Annotated in this window: 19 protein-coding genes and 1 pseudogene; 4 read left to right on the top strand and 16 right to left on the bottom strand. The window is 35.8% G+C overall.

Annotation, left to right across the window (positions count from 1 at the left end; genetic code table 11):
• Nucleotides 1-51: 51 nt before the first annotated feature.
• Together B1B04_RS05185 and B1B04_RS05180 are read right to left on the bottom strand one after the other, a co-directional pair.
• A complete protein-coding gene (locus B1B04_RS05185; protein WP_079560239.1) occupies nt 52-1,068 on the bottom strand; it encodes an inorganic phosphate transporter in 1,017 nt (338 codons plus the stop codon).
• Between the two features lie 15 nt (nt 1,069-1,083).
• Nucleotides 1,084-1,704 (bottom strand): DUF47 domain-containing protein, encoded by a 621-nt coding sequence (locus tag B1B04_RS05180; RefSeq protein ID WP_079560238.1) that lies wholly within the window; start codon nt 1,702-1,704, stop codon nt 1,084-1,086.
• A 411-nt stretch (nt 1,705-2,115) separates the two neighbouring features.
• Here B1B04_RS05180 and B1B04_RS05175 point away from each other — a divergent pair, with 411 nt between their 5' ends.
• Together B1B04_RS05175 and nhaC are read left to right on the top strand one after the other, a co-directional pair.
• Nucleotides 2,116-2,883, top strand: coding sequence for a sulfite exporter TauE/SafE family protein (locus B1B04_RS05175; protein WP_079560237.1), 768 nt, complete (start codon nt 2,116-2,118; stop codon nt 2,881-2,883).
• A gap of 116 nt (nt 2,884-2,999) precedes the next feature.
• The gene (nhaC, locus tag B1B04_RS05170) at nt 3,000-4,382 is read left to right on the top strand and encodes a Na+/H+ antiporter NhaC (protein ID WP_079560236.1); all 1,383 of its coding nucleotides are present in this window, start codon (nt 3,000-3,002) and stop codon (nt 4,380-4,382) included.
• A 203-nt stretch (nt 4,383-4,585) separates the two neighbouring features.
• Here the strand turns inward: nhaC and B1B04_RS05165 are convergent, their stop codons facing one another.
• Together B1B04_RS05165 and B1B04_RS05160 are read right to left on the bottom strand one after the other, a co-directional pair.
• Nucleotides 4,586-5,428: an LCP family protein gene (locus B1B04_RS05165; protein WP_481817175.1), complete on the bottom strand. Its 843-nt coding sequence runs from the start codon at nt 5,426-5,428 to the stop codon at nt 4,586-4,588.
• Between the two features lie 141 nt (nt 5,429-5,569).
• Nucleotides 5,570-6,226: a helix-turn-helix domain-containing protein gene (locus B1B04_RS05160; protein ID WP_079560234.1), complete on the bottom strand. Its 657-nt coding sequence runs from the start codon at nt 6,224-6,226 to the stop codon at nt 5,570-5,572.
• 743 nt (nt 6,227-6,969) lie between these two features.
• On the opposite strand from B1B04_RS05160, the gene B1B04_RS05155 reads away from it, so the two are divergent.
• Nucleotides 6,970-8,436: a copper amine oxidase N-terminal domain-containing protein gene (locus tag B1B04_RS05155; protein ID WP_079560233.1), complete on the top strand. Its 1,467-nt coding sequence runs from the start codon at nt 6,970-6,972 to the stop codon at nt 8,434-8,436.
• 66 nt (nt 8,437-8,502) lie between these two features.
• Here the strand turns inward: B1B04_RS05155 and B1B04_RS05150 are convergent, their stop codons facing one another.
• Together B1B04_RS05150 and B1B04_RS05145 are read right to left on the bottom strand one after the other, a co-directional pair.
• Nucleotides 8,503-8,853, bottom strand: coding sequence for a hypothetical protein (locus B1B04_RS05150; RefSeq protein WP_079560232.1), 351 nt, complete (start codon nt 8,851-8,853; stop codon nt 8,503-8,505).
• Nucleotides 8,854-9,236: 383 nt separating this feature from the next.
• Nucleotides 9,237-10,187 (bottom strand): sensor domain-containing diguanylate cyclase, encoded by a 951-nt coding sequence (locus B1B04_RS05145; RefSeq protein ID WP_079560231.1) that lies wholly within the window; start codon nt 10,185-10,187, stop codon nt 9,237-9,239.
• 361 nt (nt 10,188-10,548) lie between these two features.
• On the opposite strand from B1B04_RS05145, the gene B1B04_RS05140 reads away from it, so the two are divergent.
• A complete protein-coding gene (locus tag B1B04_RS05140) occupies nt 10,549-11,307 on the top strand; it encodes a class I SAM-dependent methyltransferase (RefSeq protein ID WP_079560230.1) in 759 nt (252 codons plus the stop codon).
• A gap of 92 nt (nt 11,308-11,399) precedes the next feature.
• Here B1B04_RS05140 and B1B04_RS05135 read toward each other — a convergent pair whose 3' ends face one another.
• The 10 genes and pseudogenes from B1B04_RS05135 to B1B04_RS05090 all read right to left on the bottom strand — a co-directional run bounded on the left by B1B04_RS05135 (nt 11,400) and on the right by B1B04_RS05090 (nt 21,899).
• On the bottom strand, nt 11,400-11,813 hold the full coding sequence (locus B1B04_RS05135; RefSeq protein ID WP_079560377.1) for a GNAT family N-acetyltransferase: 414 nt from the start codon (nt 11,811-11,813) through the stop codon (nt 11,400-11,402).
• 213 nt (nt 11,814-12,026) lie between these two features.
• A complete protein-coding gene (locus B1B04_RS05130) occupies nt 12,027-12,350 on the bottom strand; it encodes a YnfA family protein (protein ID WP_079560229.1) in 324 nt (107 codons plus the stop codon).
• 221 nt (nt 12,351-12,571) lie between these two features.
• Nucleotides 12,572-13,309: an urease accessory protein UreH domain-containing protein gene (locus B1B04_RS05125; protein ID WP_079560228.1), complete on the bottom strand. Its 738-nt coding sequence runs from the start codon at nt 13,307-13,309 to the stop codon at nt 12,572-12,574.
• 493 nt (nt 13,310-13,802) lie between these two features.
• On the bottom strand, nt 13,803-15,512 hold the full coding sequence (gene ptsP, locus B1B04_RS05120) for a phosphoenolpyruvate--protein phosphotransferase (protein WP_079560227.1): 1,710 nt from the start codon (nt 15,510-15,512) through the stop codon (nt 13,803-13,805).
• Nucleotides 15,509-15,775, bottom strand: coding sequence for an HPr family phosphocarrier protein (locus B1B04_RS05115; protein ID WP_079560226.1), 267 nt, complete (start codon nt 15,773-15,775; stop codon nt 15,509-15,511). Before B1B04_RS05115 ends, ptsP begins: the two co-directional genes overlap by 4 nt.
• A 22-nt stretch (nt 15,776-15,797) precedes the next feature.
• Nucleotides 15,798-16,475: pseudogene (locus B1B04_RS05110) on the bottom strand (glucosamine-6-phosphate deaminase); the annotation flags it as partial.
• A gap of 45 nt (nt 16,476-16,520) precedes the next feature.
• Nucleotides 16,521-17,666 carry an N-acetylglucosamine-6-phosphate deacetylase gene (gene nagA / locus B1B04_RS05105; RefSeq protein WP_079560225.1) on the bottom strand — a complete coding sequence of 382 codons (1,146 nt, stop codon included), beginning with the start codon at nt 17,664-17,666 and terminating at the stop codon, nt 16,521-16,523.
• Between the two features lie 200 nt (nt 17,667-17,866).
• Entirely contained in the window at nt 17,867-19,813 is a 1,947-nt protein-coding gene (gene nagE, locus B1B04_RS05100) for an N-acetylglucosamine-specific PTS transporter subunit IIBC (protein WP_079560224.1), read from the bottom strand.
• Between the two features lie 240 nt (nt 19,814-20,053).
• Entirely contained in the window at nt 20,054-21,007 is a 954-nt protein-coding gene (locus B1B04_RS05095; protein WP_240518207.1) for an ABC transporter permease, read from the bottom strand.
• Nucleotides 20,976-21,899 carry an ABC transporter ATP-binding protein gene (locus B1B04_RS05090; RefSeq protein ID WP_079560222.1) on the bottom strand — a complete coding sequence of 308 codons (924 nt, stop codon included), beginning with the start codon at nt 21,897-21,899 and terminating at the stop codon, nt 20,976-20,978. The genes B1B04_RS05095 and B1B04_RS05090 overlap by 32 nt, the downstream gene beginning before the upstream one ends.
• Nucleotides 21,900-21,903: the final 4 nt, after the last annotated feature.

Raw genomic sequence — 21,903 nt, 5'->3', positions numbered from 1 at the left:
TAAAACAAATAAAAAAAGGAATGCACAAATTGCGTGCATTCCCTCATTATGTTAGAAAAATAAACTTAAGATATAGTAAATAGCTGCAGCCATGACTGCGGAAATAGGCATCGTGATTACCCATGTTGTTATGATTTTTCGTGCCATGCCCCATTTAACACCTTTTACACGATGTGCTGTACCTACACCCATAATAGATGAAGAAATAACATGTGTTGTAGATACTGGCAAGTGAATTAATGTCGCACCGAAAATGATGGATGCAGAAGCAAGATCTGCCGCAACACCGTTTACTGGACGGATTTTCATGATCTTACCACCGACTGTTTTGATGATTTTATAACCACCTACAGAAGTACCAAGACCCATCGCACATGCTGCTGCAAAACGTACCCAGAAAGGAATATCGTCTGTATGGTGCAAGCCTCCTGCAATTAAAGCTAGCGTAATAATCCCCATCGCTTTTTGCGCATCGTTTGTACCGTGAGTAAATGATTGTAAAGCAGCTGTACCAATTTGCAATGTCCGGAATCCTTTATTCGTTCGATATAAATTCATATCCTTAAATAATACTTTGAATAAAGACATCATTAAGAAACCACCTGCAAACGCAAGTAATGGTGAGAAAATAAGTGCCTGAAGGATTTTTATAAAGCCACTATAGTTCAATATATTGAAGCCTGCCGCTGCAATGGCAGCACCTGCCACAGAACCAATCAATGTATGCGATGAACTAGACGGAATTCCAAAGTACCACGTTACTAAGTTCCATGTAATCGCTGAAAATAATGCCGCTAAAATAACGACAGAACCTGTAGTATCCCCAATATAAGAATTTAAGCTGAACGGGTCAACAATATCCTTTGTTAATGCTTTCGCTACCCCAACGAATGTAATAGCTCCAATGAAGTTCATAACCGCAGCCATATATACTGCTGTACGTGGCTTCAATGCCCTTGTTGATACAGAAGTTGCGATCGCGTTGGCTGTATCATGGAAGCCGTTAATAAAGTCGAATACAAGTGCAAATATAACGACTAATATTGTTATCAGTAATATCGTATCCATTTAGTACTCTCCATCTTACGCGTTACGCATAATTATTGTTTCAATTGTATTTGCTACTGTTTGACAGCTGTCAGCTATATCTTCAAATTGTTCGTAAATACTTTTAAACACCATGATGCGCATTGGATCCTTTTCTTGAATAAATAATTGCTTCATCGAAGAACGGAAAATTTCATCACATTCACGCTCATAGTCCTTAATTTGAATAGCATGTTTACGCATTTCAACAAGCTTTTTACTATTTAATAGCTCCATTGCTTGGACCATTTCGTCTGTGCTTTTCGCAATATAAGTTAAGAATTGACGCATCGGCTCTGTCACTTCTGTTAAATTATACATATCAAAATGAGCAATACAGCCTTCCATTCCATCAATAACATCATCTAATTTATTGGCAAGTGCTAAAATATCCTCACGCTCAATTGGTGTCATAAATGACTTATTTAACATCACAATAAGTTCGTGAATTAATTTATCTCCACTTGTTTCATAGTCCTTCATTGTGTCTGCGATTTCTTTTAGTGCATCTATATCTTGAATACGCGCATTGTGAGCATAATAAATACCTTCTTTGACATTTTTAGAAATATTTAATAATGCTTTAAAAAATGGATCTTGCTTGTTTGAGTTGAACATCATGTTCCTCCTGTTGAATGAATATTGTCGATTTCTGCAATCATCATAACAAAACTTTCACATACTTCTACATATTTTTAAACATAAACGAGTTGAATTTACAAAAATGTAATATAAAATTTGCCACAATTATTTCTAGGTACTTTTCCAAGTTGAAAACGTTGGAAACTCGATAACAAAAATGAACGTTTTTTCTTTAAATATACCCATTATTTCTTTTATTTTTATAAAAATACTTGAAAAACTTTTTTCCTTCCTATTTTTTTCATCTTTATTAATGTTAAGGAATTGTAAACGAAATTTACATTAGAAATGAAAAACTCCATTGCCATTTATTACAATTCGCAGTACTGTTATAAGAAAAGTGTAACTTACACAATATGCGTGAAAGAAGGTTGTGAGTATATACATATGGACATCGATTTACTATCACTTACAATACTTTTAGTACTCGGCTTTATCGCATCCTTTTTAAATGCGATTGTCGGTGGCGGAGGGTTAATTTCATTACCTGCGCTTATGGCGGTTGGTTTACCACCAAGTACAGCGATTGCCACAAACAAACTCGCCAATACAATTAGTAACGGGACTAGCATGTTAACTTTTTTACGAGCTGGCAAGGTCGATGTAAAAAAGAATCGAAAAATAATACCTTTTATTTTTATTGGTTCATTCATTGGTGCCTATACTGTGCATCTTGTATCACCTGCTATTTTAAAGCCTCTAATGCTTGTTATGCTCGTCCTTGTTACCTCTTATACGGTTTTTAAGAAAGATTGGGGACAACAACCTGAAGAGCGGATTTTAAGTACTAGGAAGAAAATCATCTTTGTCGGCGCTTTTGCTGCTGTTGGCTTTTATGATGGTTTCTTCGGACCTGGTACTGGTTCTTTTTTTATTTTCATTTTATTAATGATGGGCAATGATTTTTTGCAAGCTGCGGGTAATGCAAAAGCTTTTAACTTCACCTCAAACTTAGCAGCGCTTGCTATGTTTTTACTTTTAGGAAAAGTGAATTTTTTATATGGCCTACCGATGGGCTTTGTCATGATTTTCGGTGCCATACTAGGTTCAAAATTTGCGCTGAAACGCGGGACAAAAATGATGCGTACTATTTTTATCATCATGACCTGTATTTTAATTGTCAAAAATACTTGGGATTATTTCAGTAGCCATTAAAGTCGCTACTAAAAGGAAAAACACTACTGATATCATTGACAAAATGTTTCTGCATGCTATAATACTTTTGGGCTTCAACGCATTGAAGTGAAGAAGTAACTGTTAGGAGGATTAGCATGTTTCGAATTGAAGCAAAGAGTAACCCTCGATTTATCGAGGCAAGCTTTATTATACTTTTAATTATTGCCGTGATGGCATACAGTATTGGGTATTTAAAGGCGACACCCCATATACCTATTTTTCTTGTCATTTCACTTTTAATTGCATATGGATTACTAAAAAAAGTTCCGTTCCGTGAGCTTGAAACTGGTATGATTGCTGGTGCAAGTGCTGGACTTGGGGCAGTTTTTATTTTCTTCTTTATCGGTATTTTAATTTCTAGTTGGATTATGGGTGGTACAATTCCAACACTTATCTACTATGGCTTTTTAACTGTTTCACCAAGCTTTTTCTTTGCCATCGTATTTTTAATTTGTAGTATCGTCGGTGTTTCAGTTGGGAGTTCTTTAACGACTGTTGCAACAGTGGGCGTTGCTTTTATGGGGATTGCTGGTGCAATGGATATCTCTTTAGCTATAACGGCTGGTGCGATTGTTTCCGGAGCTTTCTTTGGGGATAAAATGTCTCCCCTATCGGATACAACAAATCTTGCATCTGGTACAGTTGGTGTAGATCTTTTCGAGCATATTAAAAATATGGGTTGGACAACGATTCCAGCTTTCTTGATCTCATTCATCCTTTATGCAATCATTTCGCCAACAGGTGGAAATACTTCATTTGAAACAGTTGAGCTATTTAAAGAGGGCTTATTGTCAACTGGACTTATTCATTGGTATACATTATTACCAATTGTTGTTCTCATTATTATGACTTTTTATAAAGCACCTGCGCTTATCACACTCGCAGTGGTCTCCATTCTTGGTGTCGGACTTGCCTACATACAAGAACCGATTGCCTTATCGAATGTCTTTAAAATCCTTTTTGAAGGCTATGTATCTACTACAGGATATAAAGATGTAGATGCACTACTGTCTCGTGGTGGTATGAACAGTATGCTATTTACAATTGCCTTAGTCTTATTAGCATTAACAATGGGCGGACTATTATTTACGCTCGGCATTATTCAAAGTATTTTAGCGAAGGTCGAGAGCTTCTTTAAGAGCGCTGGCTCTGTTATTACGGGTGCTGCCATTACTGGGATCGGTGTGAACACATTAATTGGTGAGCAATATTTATCTATCCTACTAACGGGTGAAGCTTTTAAAGCACAGTTTGCAAAAGTTGGACTTGCCCCTAAAAATCTTTCCCGAGTTATGGAGGACGCAGGGACAGTAGTCAATCCTCTTGTTCCGTGGAGTGTTTGTGGTATTTTTATTGCTAGTGTACTAGATATACCAACAACATCTTACTTGCCATTTACCTTCTTCTGTCTACTCGGACCAATTTTGACGATCCTCTTTGGTTGGAGCGGTAAAACATTAACAAAACTTGAAAAATAAGATTGGTAGCTGATGAATGAATTCGTCAGCTACCTTTTCTATAGCATGAAATGAAATAAATTCGCTAGTAGCAGATTGGAATATGTAGTAACTTATCTTGATAATGCAGTGATATCTAATTATAGAAACAAAAAGAGTATGCTTTGAAAACTGTTCAAAACATACTCTAATTTTATTGTGTTGCTAACTCGATACCTTTTCACTTAAGATGAAATTTCGTCTGTCTTAGCCATTTTTTCACTGTCCTTCGATGATAAAAACTCCTCTAACGCCTGTTTGTTCTTATCTAAGTTAATATCTAAAACATCTCCTACATTCGTACGTTTATCTTCATAAGAATTTGCAACTGGAATTCGTAAAGTGTCCATACTAGATTTTCCATTTACAATCCCTTTTCCAATGGTAAGGATTGTTTTATTATCAACATTTGTATCAAAATATGAATCTGCAACACCAAGTAATTTTGGCAAATTCATTAAGCTTGAAACACCGATTTGTTCTTTCACCTTTGTCAAAACCTCTTGCTGGCGTTCCACTCGTCCAAAATCACTTAAACGGTCGTGGCGGAATCGTACATAGCCTAATAACCCGTCACCATGTAAAGTTTGTTTTCCAGGATGTAAGGTCATACTAATTCCATAGGACATTTCATATGGAATATCAACTTCAATTCCATCCGGTGCTAAAAGGTCAATAATTTTGGGGAATCCTTTAAAATCCGCGATAGCGTAGTAATTAACATCAATATCAAAATTTTGCTTAATTGTTTTCCTTACAAGTTCAGGACCTCCAAAGGCAAAAGCAGAATTTATTTTATTCATTCCGTGCCCTGGGATGTCAACATACGTATCTCTCATGATAGAAATAAGTTTTACATCATTCGTCGTTTGGTCATAGTGTGCAATCATTAACGAATCCGATCTACCATCCTCGTCCCTAGCGTCACTTCCCAGTAATAGCACATTAATCTGACCAAATTGCACATCTGCACCTTCAAATGGGTCATACGCCTTTTCGTTATCTTTAATACGACTATCGTCTGCCATAGCCAATCCACTCTTGTATTGATAAACCGAATAAATAAGCCCTGCTACGATTACTAATGCGAATGCTAAGAACAAATTTCTTAGCCATTTACGGCTCTTTTTGCTTTTTTTCATCCATATCCACCTATCATTAACTCTAAATTATATTTTTAGTAATGCCTTTGAAGTAAGTTGTACAGCTATGGCATCGTCTAAATAACCAACAGCAAATAGATAATCAGGTATAACATCTACTGGAATAATAAAATATAATAATGTACTTCCAATTACAGTTAGTTCAAAAATTGTGCCCTTTCCTAATGAGAATTTCTCATATAACTCTTTTAATTTGCTTATAAACGGACCTATGCTACCTACACTCTTAATTTTTTCATCAAAATCATTATGAATCGAACTTTTACCTTCTTCTGTTTGCGCATATAATCCATAGCTTTCTAGTTTCTGTTCAACATGTGCTACCGAAAATTCATCATCATAAACATTTGAAGATTTAAGTAGAGCCTGTATTGCGTCAACAGACGTATGCATATCTGAATCTGAATCTGAATCTGACTCTTCTTGTCTCTGTTCTATAGCGTATCCCGCTGCTTCAAAAAGATTGATTAACGGAACGCCAAGGCAGTCAGCAAATTTTTCTAAATGTTGTGGGGTCGCTTTTCTCTTTCCATTTATTATCCGTGAAATCGTAGCTGTATCGATTCCAGTGAGTTCACTAAACTTCCGCATAGATAATGAACGTTCTTTTAATAATTCTCTCAGCAATACACCAAGAGTAATACTGTTTCTCTGCTCAGCCATCTTTGATTCCTCCTTCTTACTGTGACTAACATACATTAAACAGTTGTATATAAAATTATCATTATCAAGAAGTTTATTATCATGTTGACATTTTGTCAACACTTAAGATAAATTCTACCCATTTGCGTCCAGTTTCGACCTTGTGATTGCACAAAGATCTCCTGCTGAAAGAAGTTAAAGGAACGCTACAAAAGCAATTATTAACAAAATTACTCCACTAATGCAACAGTTATTGAGATGACAAGCGCTAATTACCCAAGTCACTGAACCACATCCCTTATTTTTTTTATCCAATAAACGTTGACAAAAAAACAACACATGAGGGTGAAATTTTTTTGTGAACAATTGTATTTGTTTAGCTGGGACTGGTACCACTCCAAAGCAAATAAATTTACGGTCACCAAAAAGACCTAACGACATATTCATTTATTCGCAAGGTCGGGTTAGATATAACCATTATTATTTGCATCTTGATTCGTTATATATTTAGGGTAAAAAGTCGCTAGTTGTCCATCTATAATTTAATATACTGCCCTGATACATAGTTCATTAATATTCATCAACAATTACCTTAAAATAATATTTATACCAATTTCATGAAGTTGAAATTTAATTTCCATCAGCTATTTAGTATTTTTTCTTTAAGATATAATCCTTTAAAACTAGGTTAATTTATCCTTTTGTTGATATTATAGTTATTTATTTGTATAATAATACAATATTATTTTAAAGGAGTGTCATTATTGAAAAAACATATTTTAAGTTTATTTCTTGTGATGTTTGCTATGGTTGGATTCGCTTCAACAAGTCATGCATCAGATACGATTTATTTAGAATCTGGCAACACACATTCAAACACACTAACATCTTCAGATGAATCACAGTGGTATCAAATTAATACTACGCAAGATAGTGATGTTCATATTTATTTAGCAAATACTACTGCGCCAATCAATTCCTCTCTATATGATAGTAATAAAAATTTTATTGGAATTATTGCTTGGAATGTCTCATCTACTTTCCAAACTTTAAAAGCAGGTACATACTATATCGAAGTTAAGCCTGACCATTGGGATGATAGATATTCTAGTGGTTCTTATGAAATTAAAGCGACGTATGGTAGTGGAAATGTAACTCATGATTCGACTACATTTGAACCTAATGATACGCGTGAATATGCTTTCCCTATACAGTCAGGAAAAAAGATTTCTTCTTTACTTTCAAATGTGTATGACTTAGATTTCTATAAGTTTAGTACGACTGTAGACAGTGGTGATGTTCATATTTATTTAGCAAATACTTCTGCACCAATTAAATTTGATCTATATGATAGTAATAAACAATTAATTGCTAGTAATAACTCTTCTCTTTCCCAACCTTTAAAAGCTGGTACATATTATATTAAAGTTTATGATTTCTATTGGGATAATAAATACTCTTCTGGTACGTATGACTTAATTGCGACTTATTCTACAAATTCCAAAGAGCACAATCCATCAACATTTGAACCTAATGATACGCTTGAAAATGCTTTCCCTATCAAGTCAAATGCTCCAATTAAATCTCAATTGTCAAATAGCGGCGATATTGATTTTTATTCAATTACGTTAAATAAAGAAGGCAATGTTAACGTCTCGTTATCCGATACTTCAGCGCCAACACGTTTTAAAATTTATGATGCAAATAAAAAATTGTTGGATTATAGCTCTAGCTCACAGTCTTATTCAAAATATTTAGCAGCCGGCACATACTATATCGAAGTTTACGCTGACTATTGGGGTAATCAATATTCTTCTGGTACGTATACTTTAACTGCTGGTTATCCAAACGCAACAACAAAAAGTAACGAGATTTTATTATATTTAAACAGTAAAACAGCCTATATAAATGGTAAAAGCAAAACGCTTGCTGTTGCACCTTTCACTAAAAAAGAAACAACATTAGTTCCTTTACGCTTTGTAAGTGAAGAACTTGGTGCAAAAGTTGACTGGAATTCTAAAACCAATGATATTACAGTACAGTTAAACGGTTCAAAGATCGTATTAAATACTAATAGCTATCTTGTAACTGTTAACGGCAGTTACAAGACACTTCAAGTAAAACCTGAAGTCATAAATGGCACGACATTTGTTCCACTTCGCTTTGTAAGTGAAGCACTTGGTAAAACTGTACTTTGGAACGCTAAAAACAAGAGCATTTTAATAAAATAATTACAATAAAAATCTCTAGTAAACAAGGAGTTTACTTTGTTTACTAGAGATTTATTTGATACGGATTCAGGCAGTTTTTTTAACTTTATTTTTCTCTCGTTCTTGAGCGACTTTCTCTAATAGTTGAATAAATTTTTTCTGTTCTTTTTCGCTACTCTTTAGTAGATAAACACGAATAGAGCTTTCTAAATACTTTCTAACATGTATATTGATAAAGAAACTGCTATGATGCCGGTCATCTTCATATAAATCATTGAACCATAAAGATAACCTTAATTTCTTTATATTGCGCTCAATTTTTCGGGAGTCTAAGCCTGTGTCAGGCATAAAAACATTTGTTGAAGTTAATAGACTAATTGCTACACCTATTGAGTAAATAGCTGCTAATCCTAACCATTTTAGTAAGAACCTTTTCATTATGAATGAATCTCCATCTATTTTTATTACTAGGTTGCATTGCTTCGAACTATTGAATATGTACTGACGAACTAAAAGTCCGCTATGAAATTATAGCATAAAAATCTTACCTTTCTTTCCCCGCCCGGAACTTTTTTATAAAAATTTGATAGTTACTAAATTTACAGAAGTCCAGGTTCGGCCCCTAGTGAAACAATGATACACTTGAGAATACAAATTCAGGAACACCCCCTCAAAGCGTACCTAGAACTAAAAACAATTCCTTCAATAGCAAAAAGTCACCATTTTTACTTTCGAAAAATGATGACTTTTTATTATGTCCCAAGCTCTCTTTTCATAAGTGCACTTCCTTATAGTGCGGTTTACTGCGTCAACATAACAGACTAAACCTTTTCCTTTAATAATTTTCTTTTCTTCTTATTTTTATACATCTTCGCATCTGCTTGGCTAAACAACTGCTCCATAACGCCGTAAGAGGAATTGCTATATTCATATCCGATAGATATTTTAATCGATGAGAACGGCAAATCTTTATAGTCTCTTTGCATTTTCATCTCAACATTTTTTAAATATTGCTCGACTTGTAAAACGCTTTTATTTGGAATAAGAATAGAGAATTCATCACCACCGATTCTTGCTATAAGCATGTCATTATCTGCATAAGCTTCCAAACAAGCTGCTGTTTCACAAACTAATTTATCTCCCATTTGATGACCATATTCGTCATTAACCCATTTCAGCTCATCTAAATCTGCTAGGACTACTGTAATCGGGTCGTTGTGTTCGTTAAAATGAGCCATCTTTACTTGAAAATAATCACGATTATACAAATTTGTTAAGGCGTCATGAGTAGATTTGTACTCTAATTGCTGTTGTAATACGATTTTATCATTAATATTTCTAAATAAACCTTGTATAGCTACAAACTTGCCGTCCTTATAAACAGGCGTAGCATATTCTTCAGACCAAATGTATTCCCCTAGATGATTTCTTAAGCGTACCGTAATAGGCTGGTTAAAATTAAGTGTCCCTACTATTTTCTTTACTAAGATCTCATAATCATCTGGATGGATTATTTCGAAAATTTTATCAGGATCCTGTACATGATCTCTTAATGCATTTGGACCAAGGAGATTATTAACAGTAGGACTTAAATATAGATATTTCAACTTAGGAACCGTCTCACAGTAATATAAAATATCACGTATATTTTCAACCGATTCCACCAGTGGTTCTAATAACTCTACTTTTTGTTGAAGCTTAAATTTTTGATAATGTAGGCGTATACATAGTAGTAAAAGTCCTATTATTATCCCCCCCAAAAAAATCCACATAAAAAAACCACCCTCATTTAAATTGTGAAAATTCATTTTCCCGAAAATTACAACCGAATCTATTTTCCAATTTTTTTCAACATAAAGTAAATTATACCTTCATTTTACCTATAACAAAATGCTTATATATTATTTATACAATTCTTCCATATAATATAATAAAAAAATGACTTAATTGAGTAGCTGCACAGGTAAATCAATACTTTAGGACTTTCATTTTTACCGCACTTACTTATGATACGGTCTACCGAAACTATTAAACCGGTCCCCCTATATTCCAATGTGGAATCAAAACTAATCATTTTACGCATTTCTGTACAATTAAACTCTCTGTTATGCTCAAACAAAGGAGATGAGGGAAATGACACCAAAATGGAATGCGAATTTATATGATCAAAAACATGACTTTGTTTCAAAATTTGGAGGAAGCTTAGTTGATTTGCTGGCTCCACAAATAAATGAAAGAGTTTTAGATGTCGGCTGTGGCACTGGTGACTTAGCCCATGAAATTGCTACTCATGGCGCCCATGTTCAAGGGATAGATGCCTCCCACGATATGATTATTGCTGCACAGCAAAAATATCCATCCATTACGTTTTTCACAATGGATGCTACAGCACTTCATATAACCAATCAATTCGATGCTGCCTTTTCAAACGCTGCATTACATTGGATGAAGCATCCGGATGCGGTCATCAAAAACATTCACAGTGCACTTAAACAAGGTGGTCGCTTCATCGCTGAAATGGGTGGACACGGTAATATTGCTTCTATTGTTTGGGCGCTTCAAAAAAGTATGGAAGAATATAACCTTCCTTATATTGAGGAATATTTCCCGTGGTATTTTCCAACTGTAGAAGAATATCAATCGAAGTTGGAAGGTGCTGGATTTACAGTTGACATGATTTCACTATATGAACGTCCAACACCGCTTCAGGGCGAGGATGGGCTACGAAATTGGTTAGTAATGTTCAGCACTAATATGCTCCAGCATTTATCGGAAACTGAAAAAGAACACATTTATGCAAAATGCGAACAATTATTAAAGCCAATGCTTTATCAGAATCATCAATGGGTTGCTGATTATTGCAGATTACGTTTTGTTGCTATAAAAAAATAACAATCATCTCACACATGAAATCGTAGAAAGCATTGACGAATAATTAAGCACGAAAAAACGCTTGGAATATATCCAAGCGTTTTTCTAACTATTTATTTGTTTGAAATTCCCGATTGCATTTCGTAATTCCTAACAAGCATACCGTTTGATTTGATCATGCCAAACTCTTCATAATAAGGAACTAAGTCATTGTCACAACACAAATCAACCATATAAATATGATCAAGTTCCTTTAACATTTGATTGACTAATTCCTTACCAATACCTTTTCCTTTATAATCCGGCAAAACTTCAAGAAACGGAATATAAGCAGATAGAACCCCATCGCTAATCGCTGTAATAAATCCAACTACTTGGTTCGCATGATCGTCTAAAGCAATAACTACTTTACTACTATTTTTTAGCAACTTTAAGTGAGTTTGGGGATTTGGTGGATTCGGCCAATCCACAAAAAAGCCGTTCAACATCTCATCCGAAGTTCCATCAATAGAATTTTTGTATATCATCATATATCAACTCCTAAATTATTTTAAATTTTTTTAGGTAGATGATACACATCAATAATAAAGTAGCAAAATTGCAACCCCCATACTTTTTCGGCATTACTACAAATATTCGATTCAAATTCTAAAAATCCTCTAATTTGATTTTCACACTAAATTAATGAAAAATTGGCCTTTTTTAGCTTAATGTTCTACTTTAATCACTTTAACAATCTATCAGGAACGAGGTAATAAAATCACCATCACACCAATCAAACAAATACCAGCTCCAACCCAATCTAATATGTCTGGTTTTTCTCCGTCTATTCCCCAGCCCCACAAAATGGAAAGGACAATAAAGACACCTCCATAGGCAGCATAGACCCTCCCAAAGGTTGGAAAGGATTGAAAAGTAGCGACTACTCCATATAAAGCTAACGCAATTCCGCCTAAAACGCCCCAGTAAAATGGTTTACCTTCTCTTAACCAAAGCCATATTAAATAGCCGCCTCCAATTTCCCCAATACCTGCAAGGATAAATAATAATGTTGCACCTATCATTTTTTTCACTCTTTCTATTCATATTTATAAGAAAATTTGCATTGTCTGCTCTATTATACATAAAAGCACTTTCCCATTAACGAAATCAAAAAAATTCGCTTTTCTCCTGTGCAACCAAAAGCAAAAGGTTGTTTATTTTAACGGGAGAAATGCGAAATATTGTAAGTACATATCGCTATTTTATTTTTACTTTACTTCTCTTCTTTTTACTTTCTTCCACTTTAATACAACCCCCAGTAAGTAATTGTATCCGTTAGGCCGATTAGAATAAGAATAATCCCCGCTACGACTTGAATCACTCTTCCCATTTTCATGCTTGTACGCATAATAAACCTTTTTGCGTCAAATAAATGGATAAGCCCCAGCATCACTAGAAGTGGCACAGAAGTGGCAATTCCAAAAATGGCCGGCAAAACTACCCCATATGAAGAGGTTACAACAGTAGGCATTAACCATACGAAAAATAGCACAAACATCGTAGGGCAAAATGCAATAGAAAAACTAGCCCCCATCAGAAAGGAGCCCAATTTTCCCTCTTTTAAAACAGCAGGAATATAAGTAGGGATTCGATTTAAAAATTTTAATTTTAAAACTCCAATTAGGACGAGCCCTGTTATTAGCATGATTGGACCAATAGCTTGACGAAAAATTGGAAAATACTTTGTCATCTCCGTTTCAAAGGACTGACCGAATAGCCAGGCGAATAAACCTATTAAACTAAAAACAACGACTTTCCCTAATATAAAAAATACAATTTCCTGCCAATTGTTTTTCATTTGCAAAGATCGATTTCCATAAAAAGTGATAGCACTCATATTCCCCGTTAATTGACAAGGTGCTAAAGCGCCTACTAATCCGAGAAGAATTGCTATAATGAATGGGGAATGTTCATAGGCGTTTAAAAATACTGTTATAGGTTCACTGATTATTTGACTTATTTTCGATATTAAACTATACATACATTCACCTTCTTTTGTAACTTACCCGCATTAGCAAGTTACTTCCAATTTAGCCATTCATCTTTCGTTACTATTAAACTCAAAAATTTATTTTCCCTGCTTTCATTTTTCCCACTCTTCTTAAACTAGTTATGAATTCCGATATTCCCCTAGTATAGAAAGTAAATGTGAATAAATGATGCAGATTAACGTAAAAGTTCAATATAATTAATTCTAATTTGCTAACCGTTTGTAGATCGTATGACAAACCGATAAAAACGCCTCTATATCCGCTGTTACATATTTCGTTTTCGAAACAATATGGGAACATTCCATTAACGAATAACTATGAAGCAATTGCTAATGAGAATCTGCCTTAGTACACTCTTTGATATCGAAATGTATTTACGTCCTAAATCCTTTCCTAAACAAATCATTAGCAAGAATGGTCCTAAATAAAAAAGCAGTTAAAGATCACCCTCTTTCATGATCTTCAACTACTTATTATTTTCAATTAATGAACAGCTTGCTTCACTCTAGCTAATATTTCATCAGATGTTGTTAATTGTAATGCTTCTGTTGCTAATACTCGCATATCCGCTACGGATAAATGTTTAATTAAGGTACGTGTTTTTAAAATGGATGTTGCACTCATTGAAAATTCATCTAGACCTAAACCAAGTAATAGTGGTACAGCATATTCATCCCCTGCCATTTCACCACACATACCAGCCCATTTATTTTCTTTGTGAGCAGCATCAATGACCATTTTAATCAAACGTAAAATAGCAGGATTGTACGGTTGATATAAATAAGATACTTTTTCATTCATACGATCCGCTGCCATCGTATATTGGATTAAATCATTTGTACCAATCGAGAAGAAGTCTACTTCTTTCGCAAAAATATCTGCCATCACTGCTGTTGATGGAATTTCAACCATAATGCCAATTTCAATCTCACTTACCGTTACGCCTTGTGCAAGTAGGTTTTCCTTTTCTTCTAAAAGAATCGCTTTCGCGTCACGGAATTCTTGCAATGTCGCAATCATAGGGAACATAATTTTTAAGTTACCGTAATTGGATGCACGTAGTAATGCACGCAATTGTGTACGGAAAATGTCTTGATACTCTAAACATAGACGAATCGCGCGATGACCGAGAAACGGATTCATTTCTTCTTGAAGCGGTAAATATGGTAAATTTTTATCTCCACCAATATCGAGTGTTCGGATGACAACCGCTTTACCTTCCATTCCTTCTAATACCGTTTTATAGGCCATAAATTGTTCTTCCTCAGAAGGTAAATTGTCTCGTCCCATATATAAAAATTCTGTACGATATAAACCGATTCCTTCACCACCATGACGTAGAACGCCTTCTAAATCATTTGGTGACCCAATGTTCGCAGCTAGTTCAACTTGAACACCGTCTTTGGAAATCGTTTTTTCATTTAGTAATGTTGCCCACTCTGCTTGTTGAGCAGTAAAGTCTTCCGCTTTTTTTCTATAGGTTGCAACCACTTCTTCTGTTGGGTTCACAAGTACATCACCTGTTAAACCATCCACGATTAATAAATCTCCATCTTGAATGGACTCAACTGCTGTACCTGTCCCTACAACGGCAGGAATTTCTAGTGAACGTGCCATAATGGCAGAGTGTGAAGTACGACCACCAATATCCGTTGTAAAGCCAAGTACAAAATTACGGTCCAATTGTGCAGTCTCAGAAGGTGTTAAATCAGTTGCTACAACAATCACCTGTTCATTAATATTGCTTGGATTTGGAATATGTACACCGAGTAGATGCGCTAAAACGCGGTTTGACACGTCTTTCACATCTGCAGCACGCTCACTCATATATTCGTTATCCATACCTTCAAATAATGATACAAACATCGTCGAAACTTCATTCAATGCATATTCAGCATTGACAGCTTCTTCGGCAATTTTTTGTTTGATCGGTCCAATTAATTCTGGATCTTTTACGACAAGTAGATGTGCACCGAAAATGGCAGCTTCCTCCGCCCCTAACTTTTCTTGCGTTAGCTGTTGAATAGCGGCTAACTCTTCTGCTGATTTTTCAAGCGCGGCCACTAAGCGTTGCTGCTCTGCATCAATATCCTGAATAGTTGTTTTCGCAAACGATAAATCCGGTTGTACTAAACAATATGCTTTTGCAATGGCAATGCCGTCAGATGCGGCAATACCTTTGAGTCGGATCATTGTGCTAGCCCCGTTTCTGAAATTAATTTTGTTAATGCAGTAAACGCTTGTTCTTCATCCTCCCCCTCTACGTGTAATGTAAACATTGAACCTTGTTTTAGAGCTAATCCCATAACGCCTAAAATCGATTTTAAATTAGCTGTTCTTTGTTCTGTCTGTAACTCGATAGAAGAAGCAAAAGGTGTTGCAGCTGCTACTAATTGACTTGCTGGACGTGCGTGAATTCCTAGTGGGTCTACTACTGTAAATTGTTTTGTTTTCATTGTTCATTCTCCTCTTTTTTAAATCTGTTAATATAATGACATTAGGATGTTTTGTTAATACACTTGCCGGGACATCTTCTGTATATTCAGATGCAAGAACGCGTTCTAATACATCACGTTTTGCTTCTCCTACAGCGATTAACAAAATGCACTTAGCGCGCATGATTGATTGAATTCCCATCGTAAATGCATGGGTTGGAACGTCATCAATTGAATCAAAGAAACGTGCATTCGCTTGACGTGTTGATTCTTCAAGCGTTACAAGATGTGTCAGCGAATCAAATGATGTGCCTGGTTCATTAAAGCCGATATGACCGTTTTGTCCGATCCCAAGCAATTGAAAATCTAATGGATGCTGCTGTAATAATGATTCATAGCTTGCCATTTCCTCAGTAGGATTATTAGCTAAACCATTCGGTAGGTAAGATTCTTTAAATGGTTTGTTGTGAAATAAATGTTTGTACATATAATATGCGTAACTTTGTTTATGTTTAGCACTAAGTCCAACGTATTCATCCAGGTTGAAGCTGATACAATTCGTAAAATCAATATCAGTTTCACAAATTTTACTATACAACGGTTCCATTGTACCACCTGTAGCTAGACCAAACGTTGTAGCACCTTCGTTTTTAGTATTCACGATAATGTCTACTGCGCGAGCGTATAAATCTTCTTTTGAAGCAAAGCGTTCCAGTCTCAATTTCCTATTCCCCCTTATTTACTTATTAAACAGGCATACGAAATCTTACGCTTCGTAGATTACTTTTCCAGCCTTAATTGTTTGTTGCAACATTAACTGTTCATCCAGAATCACAACATCTGCATCAAATCCTTGTTCGATTTGTCCTTTGTTCGTCAGTTTTAGTTGTTTTGCTGCATTGTAGCTCGACATTTTAACAAGTTCTTCTAACGTGCAGTTCGTGATGAGTTGCATATTCCGTACAGCTTGGTCCATTTTTAATACACTCCCAGCAAGGGCTCCATTTGATAAATGCGCTCCATTTTCGGAGACATGAACCATTTGACCACCTAAGTCATATTCTCCATATGGCATTCCTTTTGCTCGCATTGCATCGGTTATTAAAATAATACCATCTGCTCCTTTTAAACGATATGCCATATTCACGGCATCCTTGTGCATATGGATAAAATCAACAATGATTTCTGCCTTCATTTCCTCTAATAATAATACGCCACCGACAACACCTGGATCTCGATGATGGAATGGGCGCATTTGGTTGTATAAATGTGTGCCTTGTGTTGCACCATGACGAACCGCTTCTTTCATTTGTTCAAATGTTGCATCAGAATGACCAATTGAAACGACCACACCGCTATCTGCAATTGCTTGAACGACCTCAAATCCATTTGGTTCTTCTGGCGCCATTGTAATTTGTTTAATTTTATAGGCACTTACGTTTTGCCACTTTGTAAAAACAGCGAAATCAGGTGGTACAACATATTCAAGCGGCTGTGCACCTACACGCTTTTTTGATATAAAAGGACCTTCTACATGAATACCTAGAAGTTCTGCCTCGTCTGGATTTGAAGTAAACTCCGAAATATTTTCAAGAGCACGTTCAATATTTTGATAGCTTTGTGTCATCGTCGTTGCTAAAAAGCCTATTGTTCCTTCTTTTGCAAGTGATTTCGCCATCGTATGAAGACCTTCATTCGATGCATCCATCGTGTCCATTTGAGCAGAGCCATGAATATGCATATCGATATAACCAGGGAATAAAAATTTCCCTGTACCATCTATAATTTGCACTTGATCTGCGTTAATTTGCTGCGCAATTTGTGCAATTTCCCCATCCTTCATGAAAACGTCGACACATTCCAGTCGTCCTGTTGCATTGACAACTGTGATGTTACGGATTAATAAATTCATTAAAAACATCTCCTAGGATTGATAGAAGATACTGGCCTAAGTGTTTGAAGCGATCCTATCAATGCTAATATTTTGATATAGTACTACGACCCGCATAGATTTCTGTGGGACTATGCTTTCCCACAGAAAATTAAGCGGATTTACGATTAGTGCATGTTCATTTTGTTAGATGGACCTTTTTAGACAGCATCCTTTGTTTGTTACTTCTTCATCGAAATAATGTTACGTGAACCTGATCGTTGGAAACCAGTTTTTTCAAGTGTAATTTCTTGCCCCATTAAACTTGTGAAAACAACTGGTGTAACGATAGACGGTACTTTGTCTTTAACACTCTCAAAATCAACTTTTAATAATGTATCGCCACGTTTAATTACTTGACCTTCTGTAACCATTGCTTCAAAACCTTCACCATTTAGAGTGACCGTATCTAAACCGACATGAATTAATATTTCAACACCTGTATTAGATTTTAAACCGATCGCATGCTTCGTTGGGAAAACCATTACTACTTGACCATCAAATGGCGCATGAACTGTACCATCCTTTGGATGAATACCAAAACCTGGCCCCATTATACCTGACGAGAAAGCTTCATCTGGCACGTCAGATAACGGTATTAAATCTCCTGTAATCGGCATTTCAAAATCATTGGAAGGATTTGTTCCTTCTGCTGTTGTTACTTCTTCAACAGACGCTTCTTTTTGTACATCTACATTTGAAGGCGCTGGATTCCCTTTTTTCAGGCGATCTTTCATAGCTTCTGCCAAAAACTCTACAGATGTACCGATAATTACTTGCACATTTGTCTTACTTATACGCATAACACCACGTGCGCCCGTTTGTTTTAATGTTTTTTCATCCATCTGATCCGCATCACCAACAGTCATACGAAGACGTGTTGTGCAGTAATCAACTTGCTTAATATTCTCTTGTCCACCTAATGCTTCGATTGTATGGAAAGCACGTACATCTAAATCATCAGAAACAGCTGAAGTAACATCTGCCCCTTCTTCATCTTCGTCTTCACGACCAGGTGTTTTTAAATCTAACTTCTTGATTAAGAAATAGAAAACGACAAAGTAAATTGCCCCGAAACCTAATCCTAAAGGAAGTAATAGCCATGGACTATCTGCTAATCCAAAGTTTAAAAGATAGTCAATTAAACCTGCGGAAAAAGCAAAACCGTCACGGAATCCAATAATATAGGCAACGGCAAGCGAAATACCTGTTAAAACTGCATGGATCCCATAAAGTACTGGTGATAAAAACATAAATGTAAATTCAATAGGCTCAGTTACACCTGTTAAAAATGCTGTCAACGCGATAGATACGAACATACCACCAACTACTGCACGATTTTTCTTTTTCGCTGCAAAGTACATCGCAAGACACGCTGCTGGTAATCCAAACATCATAATTGGGAAGAAACCTGCTTGGAAATGTCCTGCTGATGGGTCTCCTGCTAAAAATCGATGAATATCTCCTTTGACAAGTTCGCCTGCAGCATTAGTAAATTCACCAAAGTCAAACCATATGATCGTATTAATAACATGATGTAAACCGACTGGAATTAATAGACGATTTAAGAAGCCATATAACCCAACACCAAGTGATCCAGCACCGATTAACCAGTTCCCTACTGAATCAATACCACCTTGAATTGGTCCCCATATAACAGCTAAAATACCTGCTAAAACCGCCATCGTGATGGACGTTATAATTGGCACAAAACGCCGTCCTCCGAAGAATGACAGCCATTCTGGGAATTTTACATTATAGAATTTGTTATAAAGTAAGCCTGCTGTAATACCTGCAATAATGCCACCGAATACTCCCATATTCAGATCTTCATTTACAGATCCTAATACTGCGACTAACACTAGATGTGCAATGGCACCCGCTAATGCTGCACCACCACTATTATCATGTGCTAGACCCATCGCGATACCAATCGCAAATATTATAGGTAAATTACCTAAAATCGCATCACCAGATGCTGCCATAATACTTGCAATATGCTTAATAACATCATTTGACACTGCACCAAGCATGTCATCAGAGCCTAAGCGTAACAATATTGCGGCTGCTGGTAATGTAGCGATTGGAAACATTAACGACTTACCGATTTTTTGTAAGAAAGCTAACATTAAATATCCCCCTTTGGTATAGTTGTCTAGACCACTTAATAGAAAAAAGCGTTTTCATTAAGTTGCTATCATTATATTATCACTCATACAAAAAATAAACATTATTTTTGAAATGAAGGCAGGGATTCCAAAATTTTAAATCCTATTACACATAAGCTTGATTTATTTATAGGAAAAAAACATAGCCCAATTGGAAGTCTGGCTTAAACCAATTGGACTACATTTCATGAATTCTATTATTTACGCTGTGACGTCACGTTTCATAAAGGACATATAGCTGATCGCAAGGAAAAGAACAGCATAAATCGCAAGGATCGTGAGTGAGAATGGCATTGTAATGCCATCTAGTATTGAACTACCACGTTCATATTGTGTTAAATCTGAATGAGTTAACCAAATATATTTAACGATTTTAAATCTGCTTAAGAACATGACAATCATTCCGCCTGTAAAGGATAAGAACATCGTTAAACCAATTGCTAAAGAGCTTGAACGGAAAACAGAGCCCACTAGGAAAGCAAACAATATTGACATGACAAAGTCTCCGCCAGAAAGTAAATAGTGGTATGCTAAATCATTCCACACTGCTTTTTCAACAATCTGACCATTGACCATTTCTAACTCAACACCAGTTCCGCCACCAAATAGTATAAGTCCAACTAGAGCACTTACTATGAAAGTGACAACATATAAAAAGAGTCCAAATATGAAAGTTGTAAGTAATTTTGAAGTTAATATTTTTGCCCGTGAAACTGGACGCGTTAATAGCATTTTAATCGTACCAGTAGCAAATTCACTTGATACGATACTTGCTGCAATAATAACTGTAAATAATGTTACTAAATTCAGCATATTACCAGCAAATGACATAAAGCTTGCTACGCTTCCATCTTCTTGAGACGGCAGTTCATTTGCTAATCGATACTCAGAAATAGCCATTTCCTCTTCAAAGTGCTTTTTATCCTCTGCCGATATATTTTCATCTTCCATCATTTCTTTATTAAGATTAATGACTTGCTGTTCACTTTCCTGCCACGTTTCACTGTTATTGCTATTGTACTTTATTTCCTGGTATTTCATCATAATACCAGGACCAATAATAAAAAGGATTAGTAGCGCAACCATTGCCCAAGTTCCTTTTTTATGCCATAATTTCATCCACTCATTTTGAATTAGATTCAGCAATTTGGCCACCTCCTGTCATTTCTAAGAATTGATCCTCCAACGTTTTTTGATGCGGTTGTACGGCAAATAATTGAATTTCTTCGTTAACAAATTGAGGAATGAGTTTCGGTATATCCTCTTTCTTTATTTCCACTACATAACCGTTATTTTCCGCCACAAAGTTGTAATCGAGCTTTTGTAGAAGTGCTGCAGCCTGATCATTTGGTGTAGCTTCAATATAATAAAACGAAGATGTTTCAACGTTGATATCACGAATATCGATGAGTTTGCCATTTTGTATGACAGCTACTCGATCACACATTAATTCAATTTCGGATAATAAATGACTGGAAACAAATACAGATACGCCATCCTCAGCTGCAATTTTACGCAAGTACATACGAAACTCTCGAATACCTGCTGGGTCTAGACCATTAGTAGGTTCATCTAAAATTAAAAATTTTGGTCGATGAAGTAGTGCCTGAGCAAGTCCTAAACGCTGACGCATCCCTAGCGAATACGTCGAAACCTTTTCATGAATACGATTTTCAAGGCCGACCTGTCTCACTACCTCTTGAATACGCTCTTTTGTAACGTTTTTATGCATACGCGCAAAGTGCAATAGGTTTTTATAGCCCGTCATAAATTTATACATTTCCGGATTTTCTACAATTACACCGACTTTACTAATCGCTTCCTCATAATTGTCCTGTAAGGAAAGACCATCAATAATGACTTTCCCTTCTGATGGATTCATAAGACCTGTCATCATACGAATTGTCGTTGTTTTCCCTGCGCCATTCGGTCCTAAAAATCCAGTGATTTGCCCTGGATATAAATCGATATTCAATTGCTGAATCAATTGCTTGCCACCAATAGTTTTTGATAAATTTTGCAATTGAACAATTGGTTGTGTTGTCATAAAT

Source organism: Lysinibacillus sp. KCTC 33748, assembly GCF_002237755.1.
GTDB lineage: Bacteria > Bacillota > Bacilli > Bacillales_A > Planococcaceae > Lysinibacillus.
Note: the sequence above shows the minus strand (reverse complement) of the source record. Positions and strands in the feature narration are given on the sequence as shown.